The organism is Microbulbifer regidiadema (SeqCode), from assembly GCF_052467605.1.
Genome location: NZ_CP174316.1, coordinates 2,642,968 through 2,660,105 on the forward strand (window position 1 = coordinate 2,642,968; position 17,138 = coordinate 2,660,105).

Consider the following 17,138-nt stretch of genomic DNA (forward strand, 5'->3'; position numbering starts at 1 on the left):
CCTTACCGCTAGGGGAAGGCAATAGTTAGCAGCAACAGGGCCTGGCGAAAGTCCGCCGCCAATGCACCTTTTAGCTTAGTGGCTGCCACCAGGGGCCGGAAAAGTCTGAGCATTCGCCAATGATCGCGCATGCGATCCGTCGGAATGTTATTATCGCGCCATGACACATCCCCTGCTTCCCGAAAGACCCCTAAGCATCTCCCCCTCTCTGGCCGCGACTGTCGGCCTGGAGGAAGCGGTGCTGCTTACCGCACTCGGCGACCTGTCTCCATTCCTCCCCCTGGAGCCCTACGGAGGTCGGGATTGGTATACCGCTGAAGGGGAACAGCTGTACCTGCTGCTGCCCTTTTGGCAGGCAGCCGATATCCAGCGGGTGGCCACCAGCTTGCGCAATCAGGGCGCCCTGCTGCTGGGAGCAGCGCCATTTGGCAGTAGCGAGATTCTGAAGTTTGCCCTGCCCGGTGAATACAAGCGCCCACTGAGTACCCCTCCAAGTCCGTCCAATCGCAGTGCCAACACTATTGCCCCCAGCTGGCAGCCAGACAGTGAAACCATGGCGCGTATCGCCCAGCTGGGCATTCCCGAGCACTTTGTGCGGGAGCAGCTGCCGGAGTTTGTCACCTACTGGCGCGAGCGCGGCGAACCCCGCCACTCCTTTGGCTCCCTGTTCCTGCGCCAGGTGAAAAGTAAGTGGGAGGCATTTCGCGCTACCGCCCAGCGCAAGCAGCCCCTACCCAGCGGCTGGCAGCCCGGCGATGAGACCCTGCGCAAGCTGGCGGATGAGGGGGTCCCCAGTACTTTTGTCGGCCGCGGCCTACAGCGCTTTCTCGACTACCACCGCTCCAGCGGCAAGCAGTCCATCTCCTGGGATCTGGAGTTCAATGACTGGATCATGGAGGACTGGGAGAAGCAGGACACGCCTTTTATCGAAAAGCGCAAACCCACCGCTATGTCCCGCGACTGGCAACCCAGCGAACACACCTGGGAGCAATTGCAGCGCCTGGCCATCAACCCGCGTTTTGCCGCCGAGCTACTGCCGGAATTTATCTACAAGTGGACCGAGCGCGGGGGCCACAGTGCCCGCTGGGGTGAGCTCTTTATCGAATATGCGCGCGAGGAGTGGGCCTATTACTGCCAGGGTATTGAGAAAAACCCGGTGGCCAAGCCTATCTCCCGCAACTGGCAACCCGGTGGTGACTGTCTGAGCCACTTGATGAACCAATGCGAGATAGATCGCGACTTCGCGCTCTCTTTAGTAGCAGAATTTATTATTTACTGGCGCGGTCAAAATGCCGCACGAAAAAGCTGGGACGCCGTATTTGTGCGGCACGCGCGCCATCAGTGGGCAGAGCGCAACAAACTGGCAATAGGAAATTCTTATGGCAACCCACAAGACAACAACAGTAACCAGCGCACCCGCGACCGGTCGATCGGCGACATACTCACAGACACAAACTGGTAATGAACAAAACCAGGAGGTCTTGAATGAAAAGAAGCGTGCGATTAATGAAGTTTTTGCCCTGTTTAAGCTCAATTACCACAACCAGTTCAGTGCAGCCTTTCCCGATACTGAAACGCTTCACCACGCCAAGCGCCTGTGGCTGGAGGCCCTGCTAGCTTTTGCACCCCAGGAAATTATGCAAGGTGCCAAGCGAGCAATTTTACAGAGTGAATACCTACCCACGGTACACAAAATGTTACAGTTGTGTGCCGCCGGGGAAAGTGGTTTGCCGGAAGCCCGTGCCGCTTACCGCGAGGCCTGTAATGCACCCAGTCCCAAAACCAATTACAACTGGAGCCACCTGGCTGTGTATCACGCAGGGCGTGAATCCAACTGGTTTTTTCTCGCCAACAATCCCGAAGCCATCGCTTACCCGGTCTTTGCTGAGCACTACCGAAAAATCTGTGCAAAGGTGTTGGAAGGCGAAAAATTATCGGCTCCAGAGCAATTAAAACTGGAAGAAAACCCTGGCTCGCCGCTATCCAAACAGGAAAATGCACAAAGGCTCGCCAAGCTGAGAACTGAACTGGGTATTTAGAAATTAATCTATAAGTTCTTAACTTATCTTCGAATACAGGGCCAAAACCCAATGGCCCTTACGCCAACTGCTTGTTATGTGAATCATCGTAACCTAATTTTGTGTTTGGAATAATAGAGCACGAGGCAGGTTATGAAATATTTAAAGAATTCACTAAAAACCCACCTGGCTTCCACTCTAACACTCTTTTTTTCTATAAGTGTCAGTGCAGAAGCCCCCTCTCAGAAATATATCGGAGCAACACTCGGTATAACCTCAAATACCCAGTTTTGTTCCTTTGCTACCCCACAGATAAAATCACAGATTGTCCAAAAATCCATCGATGGTCGCTATCAATGTGACAAGAATGGCAGCAATATAAAACTCTACGGCGGCTTTCAATGGGGCAAATATATCGCTGTGGAGTTCAATTATCAAAAACCCTCCTCTGCCGAGGTCAGCTTTCGCACCGAGAATGAGCACGGTGAATATATCCGCGCTTCATATCGGCTCAATAAACAGCTACTCAGCTCTTTCCTGCTGGGCATCTACCCTCTCAATACTCATTTAAACCTGTTTGCCCGCTTGGGCGGCGGCCTTTGGCGAGGGGAAATCACCACACAGCAAGCGGCAAAATTACATATTCCACAACAGTTACCCAGCGGGCAATATACGCCTCAACTCTACAGTTACAACCAAAAAACCTCGACAAATCATAACGGTTCTCACTGGGGTTATGGTATAGGGATGAATTACACTTACGGGAAACGATGGGCCTTAAGATTGGAATGGGAGACACTGGAGGCCTCGGGAGTAGACTTCAACGCAGAAAGCCTATCTCTGGGGCTGGAACGAAAATTCTGATAATTACTGCACCACTAGCATCCCGCTAATACACCCATCGACAGATAATGTATTGTACTGCGCACCGCAATTGAACATCCCTGACATAAAGAGATCCGCGTTTAGACTACAATAAAAACATATAGCAGATTAATATTACAAAAAAATAAATTTTTTATTTTACCCACATGCTATCTACCAGATAGCAATAACTCTACCCGGAATAAGAATAAGAGCCCGTAAATAATTTTATTCTATTGCTGGAGCAGCAAAAGATTGATATCTCGCCAGTCAATTAACTTAAAGTTCTGCCTGGCGCGGGGCATACGATTGCGCCCATCCTGAACCACTAATAGCCCCTGCGGATACTGAGCCCCCAAGTTTGCACTGGTTATTGCCAGACCATCGGTTTCAGAGCTGCCATCAATCCCTAATTGGGGGTTTATTCCCACCTTAAACTGTGTGAGAAACTCACTTCCATCACGGCTGAACAGCGCATAGGTATCGCTACCCTGACTGGAGGCCATTAGATATCCTTTTTTATTTGCTTGATACAACGCCAAGCCTTCGATATCGGCGACTAACTGCTTACCGTCAACTTCTGCCACCAACACCGGGGCCACCTCGGCCCCAGCGTTTAGATCCAAGCGCCAGATACCCCGCTTCTCTTCGGCAAAAAACAGGGTTGCGAACTGGTCATCTACAACACAGCCTTCAATCTGAGCATAGTTATCTAGGCGGATGCCCCGCTCAATCTCAACGCCTTTGGCGAGTTTTGGGATTTTAAGTTTGAACTGGTGCAGGCTGGATCCCTTGTCGGAAACCCAGGCATAAAGCCCATCGTCATCCTGCTGTAGGCATAGACCGTAAGGATCGCTTAGATCGATACTCCGGTATCCCAAGTGTTCTACCTCGCCATTGGTTCTAATAGCAAATATATCCAAACCGGGATCCGTGCGATTAGAGGCCACAGCAATTGCATCCATATGGGGATGAGAGATTTTGCGAATATCGACATTATTGAGTTTTCCGAGCGGAAAGTTCTGCTTTAGCCCGCCGGAGAGATGATAAATATTGAGCCCCCGCTTTTTATCCGTGGCAAAAATCAAACTGTTTTCTGGCGAGTGAGAATTAACCCAAATAGCGGGGTCATCGGCAGCATCCCCCGAGGAGTATACCGGATCGGTTTCCCCTGTTGCCCAAATAACGGGCACAGCCTCCAGCGAATCAGCGGTAGCCTGCACCGGCTTAGTGCTTACCGGAATATAGACAACTTCGCGCTGGCTACCCTCTAAAAGGGCCAGTCTATCGTTAAAAGCAGCTAGAGAAGCGGCGCCTTTTCCGGGAAACTCCCAGGACTGATCTAGACTGCCACCCCCTGACAAGTCAAAAGCCACTATACCCTGCTGGACAAGCAGCCAAATTTGATCGCGCTGATAATCCAAGCGTAAACTGCCAAATTCATCACCCAGCTGTTCGGTGGAGAGTAAAAGCTCGCGCGCCTCATCGCTCTCTGCATCGGCATTCAGTGCCAACACTCCGAGCGGTGGCTGTGATACCAACAAGCGCCCGCGACGACTATCCACAGCACAACTATTAATCCCTTCCCCCAAATACAGTGGGCGAATCTCCGTCAGGTCCCAGCCCGCGCCACTAGCAGTGAGTAGATACTCAAATCCCAGCCCACTCTCACCAATAACAAACAGGTGATTTCGCCCCTCCTGCACGGCAAAACACAGCGCGCTAACCGGCGCAAAATTCTCGAACTTTCCTAAAAGCTCAAAGCGTAATGCGCTCCCCATTCCCGCAAACAGTTGATATAGCTGCAATTGAGCTGCCTGCTCCTCGTAAGCCGCGATCAAATAGTTGCCATCGCCTCTCGGCTGTATTGCCAGCGCTTCTATGCTGCCCGGTTGTTGCGCCTGCACTTCTGCGAACTCATCTACCAGCAGCAGCCCCTGAGTTTCACTAGACAGCAGCAAATATCGCTGCTCGAAGAAATTGATAGGCAAAATTTGTTCTGCGATAACACCATTTAAAGAGGTGGGCTTTTGCGAGGATAAATTTTTACTATCAGTTCCCACATCGCAACCAAGAAACACCACACAGGATAAAACGCCGACAATTGAAAAACGCATAATAAAACCCGCTGTAGAGTGACAAGCAACAATCAGAAAGGGGCTTGCTATAAACAATAAAGCCCCCGTAAACCTGCGGAGGCCTTATCAAATTGTGAAACCACACCTATAGCAAAAATCAGTAAAAATTTTAGAAAGTGCTGTAACTCAATCCAATCGCATAGGTCGGGCCATATTCTTCGTACTGGCCATTAAAGCCCGACGTGTGAACATAGTAGGGTTCATCTGTGAGATTTACTCCGGTAAAGGTCAACTGGAGACCATTATCAAAGCGGTAGCGGGCCGATAAGTCCAACTGTAAATGATCTTCCTCATAGCGGTCATTGGCCGCATTTTCCAGATCCACTTGCAGCAAACGCTCACTGCGGAAAGCGGCGGACAGGCGCATACTAAAAGCATCGCGTTCATAACCCACGATAAAGTTACCGACAAAATCCGCCTGGGAGGGCATTGAGATTTTATCATTGCGATCGCTGCTATCGAGCCCCAGATCGGCTTCAGAGTCGGTAAAGGTGGCATTGGCCCGGAGTAGAAAGCCGTTGTCAAAACCCTGGGTCCAAGCCAGTTCGGCACCACTGATACGGGCACTATCGCCATTAATCGGCTGCCATACTTCGGCCTCATCCACCGCCAGGTTACCCACAAAGCGGGTAACGTCGACGCTGCTGGAGACTTCCGACATTACGATAAAGTTATCGATACGCTTGTGAAAAAGCCCCACCGAGAACATTCCCAGCTCATCTGCATAGTATTCCGCAGATAGGTCGATATTTTGGGACTCATAGGGATCCAGCTCCGAGTTGCCAGCCTCGACTTCCAGCTCCCCATCATCGTATTCAATTTTACCCGAAGAGGGATTTAGGTAACCAAATGATGGGCGCGACAAGGACTCCGAATAGGCTGCTCGCAGTACTATATGATCGCTGTAGTCAAATCGATAATTAATGCTGGGAAAGAAATGGTCGTAATCCCGCTCGTAATTAACCTCAGTGGCATAGACCTCGTCCGCAATTAAGTCGGCCCCCGGCAGAGGCTCTGCTGACTCCGCCACATTAACGCCTTCAGCACTAAACTCTGTGCGCTCATAGCGAATACCGAAAACCAGCTGGGAGCGATCCAACTCAATCGAGTTCATCGCGTACAGGGCCGTGATATCCTCATGCATAGCGTAATCACGGGCGGAGGCCAGAGCGGTTTCTGTCTCATCTATCTCAAAATCAGACAAGTTAGCGCTGATAAAATGGTTCAGACTAGCGACATTTACGCCGGGCCCGAATGCCGCCAGGTTATAGTGAATATTGCTACGAGAAAAGTCAGCCAGGGTGTAATCACCTGCAAACCCATCATATACCCGCGCATTCAAATCCCCGGTCTTTTCCCGCTGCCGCTCGTGCAATCCAAACTTAATGACTGAAGGACTTCCAGCCCAATCCACTTCCCGGCTGATATCCATACGGAAACTGATCTCTTTATCTTCCGTAAAGTTATCTTCAATAACCAACTCGTCCAACGCATAACTGGCGGGGTCCAAAACCGCCTCAATATCCTCACTGCCCACCGCCATCTGCGGCGTATCACCGGCCTCAACATAGCCCAAACGCAGGTCGCTCAAGACAAAATCCGTATCGCGTCGATTGGGCTCCGACTCCTCGGCCTGGGAGTACCCCAGGGCATAAGTGAGCCCCCACAGCTCAAAATTATGCTCCCCCCCCAATACCGCAGAAAGAATTTCCTGTTCTTCCAGGCGGTCCTTGAGGGACTTCTCCAGCGCTGCCTCTTCCCACTGCGCAGCGTTGGCCGAAATAGTCTCCGGCTCATCGCGCTCATCGCGCTCATCATCGAGCTTCCAGGAATTGCGCTGGCGAATTTCCTGGTCGGAGAAATCGGAGTACAAACTGTGCAGATAAATACGGGAATCGCTGCTCAGATCCAGATCAAAGTTGGCGGCGAAACCTGTGCGCTCCCGGGTAATACTGTAATCCCGCTGTTCAATTTCGCTCGCCCCGATACCTGTGGAGCCATCTGCAGCCGTCAGCATTTCCCAGTTGCCGTCAGTCTCAATATTATCGGAACCGAAATCCCGCTGTTGATGACTCAACGCCAATGCTAGCCCCAAACGGCGCTCCCCAGCGAGTGCAAAAATATGGGTCATGGTCGCAGCCACTTTGGGGCTGTACTCTTCCTGTAGCTCGCTATAGCTGTTCTCGGCGCTAAACTTATAGCGAGTTCCCTCATAGTCCAGTGCATTCAGGCTTTTGATCTCAATAGCACCGCCAATAGAGTCCGCACTCATATCCGCTGTGAGGGTTTTAAATACTTCCAAGCTCGCCAGTAAGTCTGCGGGGATAACATCCAGGGCTACTGCTCGGGTATTGGTTTCCGGTGCCGGCAGGCTGACACCATTAATCGTTGCCGCATTCAGATTTGGGTCTATGCCCCGCACCCCGACAAAGCGGCCCTCGCCCTGATCTCGGGCAATAAATACGCCGGGCATTCTCTGCAACGCCTCTGTGACGTTGGCATCGGGGAGCTCGCCAATGGCATCGGAGGTTTGCACCGCAACGACTTTATTGGCATCGCGCTGCCGCTCCAAATCACTGCGGGCATTGCTCGCCTGAGCGGTAACCGTCACAGTCTCCATTACCCGACCCTCTTCTGCGGTCGCATTTGCACTCACGATGGCAGTTGCCAATAACGCCAATGGCATCCCCACTAACCGCAAACCTGAAGTCTTATCTTTCACTGCGCCCCTCTTTGCCGGTGATAAATTGCATTCGGCGCAGACTAGAGCGGGGATATGAACTTTACGTGACAGTTTTTTTAAGCTTGTCATCAGATCGTCAATTAATACTGCGACCCTTGATATAAACACCACTAGCGATGCCGCCAGCCGTTAAATATCGGGAAAACAGACCGCCACCCAGCAAAGCGCCAATCTGGAGTAACAATGAGCGAACACCCCAAAAATCCTGCACGCCGATCCCTATTTAAAATCCTCGGTGGCGCCACGGCTGCCGGCACTCTGGGCAGTTTGCTACCCGGCTGCGGAAAAGAGGATAAACCGGCACGCGACACTCTCACCTTTAGTGAAATTCCCCACGGCCTGGATCACCAACACCACTTACCGCCAGGCTATCAATCCACAGTGCTGCTGAGCTGGGGAGACCCCCTACACGAAGAGGAAACGGCTTTTCAGCCCGAAGAACTCGATGCCGACGGCCAGACACGGCGCTTCGGTTACAACAACGATTTTATTGCGTTTATGCCCCTGACAGCGGAGAGCAGTTCCACCCAGGGACACAGGCATATGCAGAGTGAAAATAGTGAGCGCGGGCTGCTGTGCGTCAATCACGAATACACCCAGCCCCATCTGATGTTTTCCGGCTATAGCGACGACTACAGTGCCACTCGGGAAGTGAGCGCAGAACACGTCGCCATAGAGCAGGCCGCCTGCGGGCACTCCATCGTGGAAATCAAACAGGGGGCGCAAGGATGGCAGGTGGTGGCAGACAGCCCCTACAACCGCCGGATAACCGCCACCACAGCAATGGAAATTATCGGTCCCGCTGCGGGGGACAAACGCTTGCAAACCCAGCGAGACCCCAGCGGCACCCAAGTACTCGGCACCCTGGGCAATTGTGCCGGCGGCAAGACCCCCTGGGGTACCGTATTAATCGCCGAAGAGGGATTTGGCGCGGCCTTTCAGGGGGACCCGCAGAAGCTCGCCGATGCCCGGGAAATCGATAACCACCAACGATTTGGCATCACAGCGGAAAACCGCAACTGGGGTGACCACGACCGGCGCTTTGATATTCAGGTAGAGCCCAATGAACCCAACCGCTTTGGCTGGATGGTGGAGTTTGACCCCTATAACCCCCAGTCAAAGCCGCGCAAGCTGACCAGTTTGGGGCGCTTTGAGCACGAAGGCTTCACCCTGGTGTGTAAACCGGGGCAACCGCTGGTTGCCTACGGTGGCGATGACGATGAACATCAATTTGTCTATCGCTATGTCTCCCAGGGCCGCTACCAGCCGGAGGACCCCGCTGCAAATCGACAGCTACTTACCGCCGGCACTCTCTACGCCGCCCGCTTTGCCGACGACGGTAGCGGCGAATGGCTACCGCTGGTACACGGCCTGGGCCCACTGAACACAGAGAACGGGTTTCGCAACCAGGCGGACGTGATGATTGATGCGCGCCGCGCCGCCGCCATGCTGGGGGCGACCCCCATGGACAGGCCTGAGGATGTTGAAACCAACCCCCACAATGACTGTACCTACGTGATGCTGACCAAAAACAAGCAGCGCAGCGATACCGATAGCGCCAATCCCCGCGCGCGCAACACTGCCGGTCACGTGCTGGAAATAGCACCTCCCGGAGAAAACGGAAACCGCGATCACACCAGCAGCCACTTTCAGTGGCAGCAATTTTTGCTCGGCGGCAATCCCAACGCCGAAAATCCCGCCGAGCGCGGTGCCTATGGACAGCAGTCCCCCTACGCTATCTCCGCGCACGGCTGGTTCGCCAATCCCGATAACGTCGCTTTTGACCGCAACGGCAATATGTGGATTGCTACCGACGGCTGTGAGCGCTTTGGTTTTCACGATGGACTCTGGGCCATGGCCACCGAGGGCCCGCTGCGGGCGGCCCCGAAACACTTTTTTGGCTGCCCACAGGGTGCAGAGGTGTGTGGACCAGAGTTCACCCCCGACGGAAAAACCCTGTTTGTTGCCGTACAGCACCCCGCCGACTCGCGCAATTCTACTTATGACCAGCCCCTGCACCGCTGGCCAGATAACAACCCCCTGCTGCCCCCGCGCCCGTCGGTACTGGCCATCTACCGGGAGGACAAGCAAATCGTCGGAAGCTAGGGAGTCTCTGACTTATTCAAAGATTCCTCAGGCGCTGCAAATGACAAACAGGGGACCCTGCTAAAGTTTTAATCTAAAGCTGTTTTCCAGCCCGTGCACCCGCCGAGCGAGCGGCGGGTGCCGGTCTTTTCGTCGAGGTCCCTATGATATTGAGGTGTGCCAGCGCTTTGCGCCGCCTTACCGCCGCACTGCTCACTGCCGGTTTTGCCCTCACCGCGAGCCCGGGCACGGCCCAGGTACCCGAAAATCCGGTCAATCTCAGGGGCAGTGGCGCCAGCTTTCCCTATCCAATTTACGTAGAGTGGTTTCGCCAATTCACTCACGAAGAAAACAATATTTTTATTTTTTACGAAATGAGCAGTAGCGGGGATGGCATCAGAGACTTTCTCGGGCACACCGTTGACTTTGCCGCTTCCGATGCTGCGATTGACATCGCTGAACTGCGCAAGCTGGAAGGCGGCGGCGTTGTGCTACCGGTAACGGCGGGGGAGGTGGTGCTGGTGTTTAACCTGCCCGGAATCCATAAGCTCAAACTCTCCCGAGCCGCTTATGTGGGCATTTTCCTCGGGGAAATAAGCCGCTGGAATGACCCCCGGATTGCAGCCGCCAACCCCGATATCGAGCTACCAGACGAGGAGATTACCGTGGTCACCCGCTCTGAAAGCTCTGGTACCTCCTATATTTTTTCCGGCCACTTGAGTAGTGTCAGCAGTGCCTTTCGTGAAAAGATCGGTTTAAACAAAACCCCCAACTGGCCCAAATTACCCAGGTTTAAACGGGTGCCGGGAAATCAAGGCGTCGCTGCCGCCGTGCGGAAAAATGTCGGCGCTATTGGCTATATCGAGCACGGCTTTGCGCAACTGGTAAACCTGCCACTGGCTTTATTGCAAAACCGCGCGGGCAATTACATTGCCGCCAGTCCCAAAAGCGGAGGCGAAGCCCTGTCGGAGGTTGAGTTTCCCCAAACAACCCTACCAATTAGTGGCGCCCCGAATTTAATCGCCTGGGTCTGGGACCCCAAGGGGGAAACCGCTTATCCCATTACCAGTTTTTCCTGGCTATTACTCTACGCGGATCAAGAGGATGAAAAAGCGCTGGCACTGCGCCAGATGCTGGCATTTATGCTGAGCAAGGGCTCTCAGAGTCAAGCCGGCACCCTGGGATTAGTCCCCCTGCCAGAAAATATTCGCCGCAAAGTGCTCGATGCCGTGCCCTATATACGCTAACTCAAGCGAGTTCTGCACACTCTACAATACGGTTGCGACCAGAGCGCTTGGCCTGATACAGAGCGGAGTCCGCCCCGCGCATTAACTCCAGGATATCCGCCTGCCCCTGTAAGTGAGCAATGCCAATACTCGCGGTAAACTGGGCTTGGCCCACCGCACTCTTAATGACGATTTTAGCGATATCCCGGTGAATACGATTGGCAACTGCCATGGCCCCATCAAGATTGGAACTCAGCACCAGAGCAAACTCCTCGCCACCAATGCGCCCGAAGATATCCACATCCCGCACATGTTGGGAAATGACCCGGGCGGTAGCACAGAGTGCCTGGTCGCCAATTAAGTGACCGTGAATATCATTAACCGACTTAAAGTTATCGATATCCAGCATTAATACACACAGCGGCATGCGGTTATTGATTGCCACCTTTACCAGATTACCGGCTTCTTCAAAAAAACAACGGCGATTAAAGATACCGGTCAGAGGATCTGTGCGAGCTTCCTGCTCCGCCCTGACTTTGGCATACTCCAGCTCCCGGGTACGAAGCTGCACCTGCTGCTCCAGCTCTGTTCGCGAGTCCTCCAGATGCTGCTGATATTTTCTCTCTGCAAATTCTTTTTGTTGACGCAAGCGCCACACCATCAAGCCGATAGCAGCCATAATTGCCAACATTTCAATAAAAGAGGCAACTACTGGCCAATAAAAATTAATAGGATTATGCACAACATAACCGAGATCTCGCACAGCCTGAAGCAAAAACCCCAACACCAGGATTGCCCAGACGAGAGCAAATAGCGCAGCGGCAGAATTCCCCTGTCGCCAACGTATCAATGCAACAACAAAAACGCCGGGATAGAGTAGCAAAGACAGCAGCATGGACAGATATGCAAAAGTCTTCCAATGAAAAATAACACAGACAACCAGGAACAACCCGTTGAGCAAAATAAATTTTAAAAAGTAATCCAGTTTCGGAGTGTACTTTGCGGTTTTAAGAAAATATCGGGCAAAGAGAACTCCAGTCAAAATCGCCACGGCACTACTCAGTGACTGATAGCCCCAACCAAACTGATCCTGAATCAAGTACTGATGGGTATATCCCAGCAGCGACCCCCACACCCAAATCTTGGTCAGAGAGTACACCGAGTAAAGATACAGAATACTCTCACGCACAGTGATGGCCGCAATCAGCGCAACAATGGCCATCAAAAAATATCCGCCAAAAAGAAAGGCCGTAACGATAGCCTCTACTTTACTTTGCGCCATTAGCTGCTCGGGCGGCCAAAGACGCATACTGGGAAAAACGACCCCAAAAGCACCCACATCAAACTTCACCATCAACTCCTTTGACGATAAAGGCGGCACCTCCAATAAAAAAGCAAATCGATGATGCTTAACTTCACGACTAAAAAAGGGCTGGCCCGTCGATAGATTTACCCGTTCACGATAGGGCTCTGCAGCCTCGAAAGTTCTAGAATAGGCCTCCACCCTATCAAGCTGGTTATCCACATATTCAAGTGCAACCTTAACCACTTCGTTACTGGAATTTTCTAATATAAAATGGGACCAGAAGGCACCGGACTTTAACCCGGTAGATCCTGCACTCCTCAGTGGCAAAAAACTATTATCTTTATATGCCACCTCCGCCGCAGCGATATCGCTCAAACCGCTGGGGTCATGCCAAATTTCACTCAGGCCACTCCACTGGCTCCCCCCAGCCAAAGAGGTCACATCCAGCAGCGGGTGCGCACGGCTGGACGCAGAAAAAAGTATGAACACTGTCAACGCCGCATAACAAACCAAACGACAGTACCGCTTGGTACTTTCCCCTGAAACCCGGAATTGAATTCCGCCAAGTATTCTATTCATTGTCATTGCGTGGGGGCGTAAAAATTAACGCTTTTATATAGACAGTCTCTGCCATAGTAAACACCAACCTTCTATCTAGCGCTGTAATTTTTTTGTAACTAAAAGATATACCTTAAATACAAAAAAGTCACAAAGTGATATTCACATAACTCAGCCAGCACAGACCACAAACCCCACATGCACAAAAAGTGAGCCATTCAGTTTGTTAACCGCTATCGTGAAACTTTTTTCCACCCCTCTATTTGGCTACTACGCTCAACAATTAGCAAGCGTCTGAACAAAGTGATTTCTGCCTTTTACCCACAGGCAGATAAAGACCAGACCAGCCCCCAATTTGCACACTTGGATTTAAACCAATAATTAGGCAAAAACTATGGACAATAAGCGCCACCCAACTTTTCAAACAGCAAAGAAATATGATTATTTAGCGATTATTTTTGGCTAGCCACTATCGAAAAGTTAGGACTAAGCTGTGGAGGCGAACCCAATCATCCCGACTCAACAAGAGGAGTACATAGGGAAATAAAGCCCGGTCTTCTCTAAGCTGAAATCCGCAAATGTCCACACCAACATAAAGTGTATGAATAACAGCCCCAGCCAGGCTGTGCTCCGCCGTCAAAGCTATTAGCAAGCGGCGAGTAAAACTCAGCGACTTTACAGGTGCTAAAGCTGTGGGCAGAGAAACAACGGAAAATATTACAGACATATTTTCCAGCATTTCCCCCACAGAAATCGAGGATGTACTGTAATTATTGGATAACTTCGTTATCGGACAAGTGGTGGGGGTATCAGTGACACTGCCGCCATCTTTTTTAATTATTATCAACGAGGATATGGACAGGCCACCTACTAAAAGGAGGGAGAAGAGGAGTACACTGAACTCAGAATCCTATGTGCTATAGATAGCCATTGCGAGTTCACCGGGATCTATTCACAGCCCATCTCGAGTACAGTGCATACTTCTCTTCTGACCCAGCAGTATATGGGAAACTGCTATACGACACCGGAGACAACCATGTTCAAGAATATTGGCTGGATTGTAGAGGTCAAAATAAAAAAAGGGCAGGAACAAGCCTTCAGGGCTATTGTTGATGAAATGGTGGAAATCACCTCACAACAAGAAGCAGGAACATTGAATTACCAGTACTACATCTCTGATAATAGGGAGATTATCGTATACGAACACTTTAGCGACGTAAGTGCCGCACATAAACATGTAGATACCTGGGAGAAGTATTCAGAGCGCTGGCTTAAGACTGCAGAGCCTACTCGCGTTATCTATTTAGGTGAAATTCCCGATGATCTTCGAGCGCGTCACAAAGGCTTAATGCCGCAGCAGTATTATTTCTATGCTGGGTTTGAACGCAACCATTCGTAAAGTGAATATTAGACGCCTTTCACCCTAATAATACTTGTAGTATTAGAGCCACAAGTATTGGGGTTAGCCTGTGATTTTTGCTGACAAATTCACTGCTTAACTATCGTTATTTGCGGCGAGTCACGCCTACAGGTCTCAGGAAAGGATATCTACTTAGGGCTGTTACACACAGGATATATATCTCGCAAACCGACATAGAAATAGGCTCCCCTAGCAAGAGCAGGATCACTTTCAGGACTAGCGGCTAAATCGCAAAGAACTGCTGAATCCCTACCAGGACATTAGTGGTCGCCACAGAGGCCAAAATCAACCCCATAACACGACTTACAATGCTCGCCCCGGCACTCCCTATAAAACGGTATATCCAGCTGGCCGTCAGTAGCAGTAATATCACTATTAGCAACACCGCCACCATGGCCGATGCTGTTGTCACCTGATGGATTAGATCAAATCGATGGTTATCCGTGAGAACCACAGCGGCGAGCATGGCACCGGGTGAGGCAATGGAGGGTACCGCAAGGGGGAAAATCGCCGTCTCATGGCCCTCGCGGACGATTTCCACCTCCTGCTCCGGCTTGCTCTCGCCGAAAATCATGGTCAGGGCAAACAGGAACAGCACGACGCCCCCGGCCACCTGGAATGCGGATAGTGGTACGCCTATTGCTTCAAGAAAGAATTGCCCGGCCACCAGGAAGAACAGCAGTATCCCGGTCGCGACCAGCACTGACAGCCAAGCGATCTTGCGTTTCTGCCAGTTGGTATGGCGGGAGGTTACGGCGATAAACACCGGCAGTGTGCCCACGGGGTCAATGACAGCAAAGAAAAAGACAAAGCTACTGATCCAATCGTTCAAGTGGGACTCCGGAGTGCCGTGCTACTATCCACTTAATGCGCGCCACGGGCAGATTGAGCAGGGCCAGGGGGATACCTGAGTGGTCCAGTACCACTGTCAGCGGCTGGCGCGAGCGTAACTTGTAACTTAGAAAAAAAGTCTAGTGCATGACGAATCACTCACCGACCGCCCGACGTATTGCAAAAACCATCCTCAATGGTTTCGATGCCTATTTTGCCGACTATCAAAACATCACCCTCGGCGCCAAGGCCCGCTTTGAAACTGCCGCCTGGCAATCGGCACACGAGGCTAACAAAGCCCGTATCGACCTGTATAAAACCAAAGTTACCCAGGTGGTGGAACTCGTCCACTCGGTAACCAGCAAGGATACCAACCAGCTGGAACTGTGGCGCGACGCTCGCGCCACTTATGCACAGCTAGTCGCCAGCCACAGCAATTATGAAATCGCCGAGACCTTCTTTAACTCGGTCTTTTGCAGCCAGTTTCACCACACCAATATCCACGACAGCAATATCTTCGTAAAGCCATCCCGCACACAGGAGGACAAGCCGCTGCGGGATTACAGCATTTACATCAGCTACAGTGCCCAGCACGGCTTGGAGTATATGTTTGAGAGTATCCTCAAGGATTTCAGCTTCTCCACGCCCTGGGAAAATATGGAGCGGGATATTGCCCATATCTGTGAATCCCTGCGCAATGCCCCCCTGGCAAATCTGGACAGCGAGAAGCACTTGCGGGTGGATATGCTGGAATCGGTTTTCTACCGCAACAAAGCCGCCTATCTGGTCGGGCGCATTATCCTCAATGGCGAAGTCATCCCCCTGATCCTGCCCTGCCTCAACAATGGGCGCGGCGGCATCTTTGTGGACACCCTTATCTACAATAACGACTCCGCCAGTATCATTTTCAGCTTTACCCGCTCTTACTTTATGGTGGATGCGCCGATTCCCTCCCGCTTTGTGCGCTTCCTGTCCACCATTATGCCGCTCAAGGAGAAGTCCGAACTATACAACTCCATCGGCTTCCACAAGCACGGTAAAACGGAGTTCTATCGCCATGTTCTCGCCCATATGAAAGTCAGCAATGACAAGTTTGTCATTGCGCCGGGTATTAAGGGGATGGTGATGAGCGTATTCACCCTGCCCTCCTATCCGGTGGTATTTAAGGTGATTAAAGACGAGTTCGACCAACCGAAAACCGTCACCGAAAAGATCGTCAAAGAGAAGTATAAATTCGTATCCCGCTCCGATCGGGTGGGCCGCATGGCTGACACCCAGGAGTACTCTTACTTTATTTTCTATCGCAATCGCTTTACTGAAGAGTTAATCAAAGAGCTACAGGAAGTGGCGCCGTCGAAGCTGATCGTTGATGAGAAGCGAGTCATTATCAAACACCTGTATGTAGAAAGGCGCATGGAGCCGCTCAACCTCTACCTGCAACACGCCAACGAAGAGCAGACCAAAGAGGCAATGGAAGAATATGGCAATGCCATCAAGCAGCTCGCCGCCGCGAATATCTTCCCCGGCGATATGCTGCTCAAAAACTTCGGGGTAACCCGCCACGGGCGTGTGGTCTTCTACGATTACGATGAACTCTGCCCGCTGACGGAGTGCAACTTCCGCAAGATCCCCGAAGCCCATACCACCGAACAGGAGCTGGCAGACAAACCCTGGTACACCGTTGCTGAAGCCGATGTCTTCCCGGAAGAGTTCCGCCTGTTCTTCTCAGGAAACCCCACCGCCCGCGCCGCATTTGAAAGCCTCCACGGGGATTTGTACAACTACCGCTTCTGGAAACTGCTGCAGGACCGCATTCGCGCCGGGCATGTGGAAAGCGCCTTCCCCTACCGGCGCAAGTGGCGCTTCCCCCGCCGCTCCCATAGCCACACCCAACGAAAGTAAAGGACCCATCTATAACTATATAGATAGGAGGACTTTTCCAAGGGAGC

12 protein-coding genes are annotated in these 17,138 nt (G+C 51.8%); 7 read left to right on the forward strand and 5 right to left on the reverse strand.

Annotation, left to right across the window (positions count from 1 at the left end; all coding sequences use genetic code 11):
* Positions 1-8: 8 nt before the first annotated feature.
* Entirely contained in the window at positions 9-167 is a 159-nt protein-coding gene (locus ACJJIF_RS12210; RefSeq protein ID WP_444928625.1) for a hypothetical protein, read from the reverse strand.
* Here ACJJIF_RS12210 and ACJJIF_RS12215 point away from each other — a divergent pair.
* The 3 genes from ACJJIF_RS12215 (at position 161) to ACJJIF_RS12225 (ending at position 2,882) form a co-directional block, all read left to right on the forward strand.
* Positions 161-1,462 carry a DnaT-like ssDNA-binding domain-containing protein gene (locus ACJJIF_RS12215; RefSeq protein WP_444928626.1) on the forward strand — a complete coding sequence of 434 codons (1,302 nt, stop codon included), beginning with the start codon at positions 161-163 and terminating at the stop codon, positions 1,460-1,462. The two genes, ACJJIF_RS12210 and ACJJIF_RS12215, sit on opposite strands and share 7 nt — an antisense overlap.
* Positions 1,463-1,481: 19 nt before the next feature.
* Positions 1,482-2,039 carry a replication protein P gene (locus tag ACJJIF_RS12220; RefSeq protein WP_444928627.1) on the forward strand — a complete coding sequence of 186 codons (558 nt, stop codon included), beginning with the start codon at positions 1,482-1,484 and terminating at the stop codon, positions 2,037-2,039.
* 132 nt (positions 2,040-2,171) lie between these two features.
* Positions 2,172-2,882, forward strand: a complete 711-nt coding sequence (locus ACJJIF_RS12225) for an outer membrane beta-barrel protein (RefSeq protein ID WP_444928628.1) — start codon at positions 2,172-2,174, stop codon at positions 2,880-2,882.
* Between the two features lie 233 nt (positions 2,883-3,115).
* Here the strand turns inward: ACJJIF_RS12225 and ACJJIF_RS12230 are convergent, their stop codons facing one another.
* Entirely contained in the window at positions 3,116-4,999 is a 1,884-nt protein-coding gene (locus ACJJIF_RS12230; protein ID WP_444928629.1) for a phytase, read from the reverse strand.
* Between the two features lie 130 nt (positions 5,000-5,129).
* On the reverse strand, positions 5,130-7,742 hold the full coding sequence (locus ACJJIF_RS12235) for a TonB-dependent receptor (protein WP_444928630.1): 2,613 nt from the start codon (positions 7,740-7,742) through the stop codon (positions 5,130-5,132).
* 204 nt (positions 7,743-7,946) lie between these two features.
* Here ACJJIF_RS12235 and ACJJIF_RS12240 point away from each other — a divergent pair, with 204 nt between their 5' ends.
* A complete protein-coding gene (locus ACJJIF_RS12240) occupies positions 7,947-9,869 on the forward strand; it encodes a PhoX family protein (RefSeq protein ID WP_444928631.1) in 1,923 nt (640 codons plus the stop codon).
* A 143-nt stretch (positions 9,870-10,012) separates the two neighbouring features.
* Complete coding sequence (gene pstS / locus ACJJIF_RS12245; protein ID WP_444928632.1) at positions 10,013-11,095, forward strand: phosphate ABC transporter substrate-binding protein PstS; 1,083 nt, start codon at positions 10,013-10,015, stop codon at positions 11,093-11,095.
* 1 nt (position 11,096) lies between these two features.
* Here pstS and ACJJIF_RS12250 read toward each other — a convergent pair whose 3' ends face one another.
* On the reverse strand, positions 11,097-12,869 hold the full coding sequence (locus ACJJIF_RS12250; RefSeq protein WP_444928633.1) for a sensor domain-containing diguanylate cyclase: 1,773 nt from the start codon (positions 12,867-12,869) through the stop codon (positions 11,097-11,099).
* A gap of 1,105 nt (positions 12,870-13,974) precedes the next feature.
* Between ACJJIF_RS12250 and ACJJIF_RS12255 the strand changes: the two genes are divergently transcribed.
* On the forward strand, positions 13,975-14,337 hold the full coding sequence (locus tag ACJJIF_RS12255; RefSeq protein WP_444928634.1) for a putative quinol monooxygenase: 363 nt from the start codon (positions 13,975-13,977) through the stop codon (positions 14,335-14,337).
* 244 nt (positions 14,338-14,581) lie between these two features.
* On the opposite strand, the gene ACJJIF_RS12260 is transcribed toward ACJJIF_RS12255, so the two are convergent.
* A complete protein-coding gene (locus ACJJIF_RS12260) occupies positions 14,582-15,190 on the reverse strand; it encodes a MarC family protein (RefSeq protein WP_444928635.1) in 609 nt (202 codons plus the stop codon).
* Positions 15,191-15,336: 146 nt separating this feature from the next.
* On the opposite strand from ACJJIF_RS12260, the gene aceK reads away from it, so the two are divergent.
* Positions 15,337-17,091, forward strand: a complete 1,755-nt coding sequence (gene aceK / locus ACJJIF_RS12265) for a bifunctional isocitrate dehydrogenase kinase/phosphatase (protein ID WP_444928636.1) — start codon at positions 15,337-15,339, stop codon at positions 17,089-17,091.
* Positions 17,092-17,138: the final 47 nt, after the last annotated feature.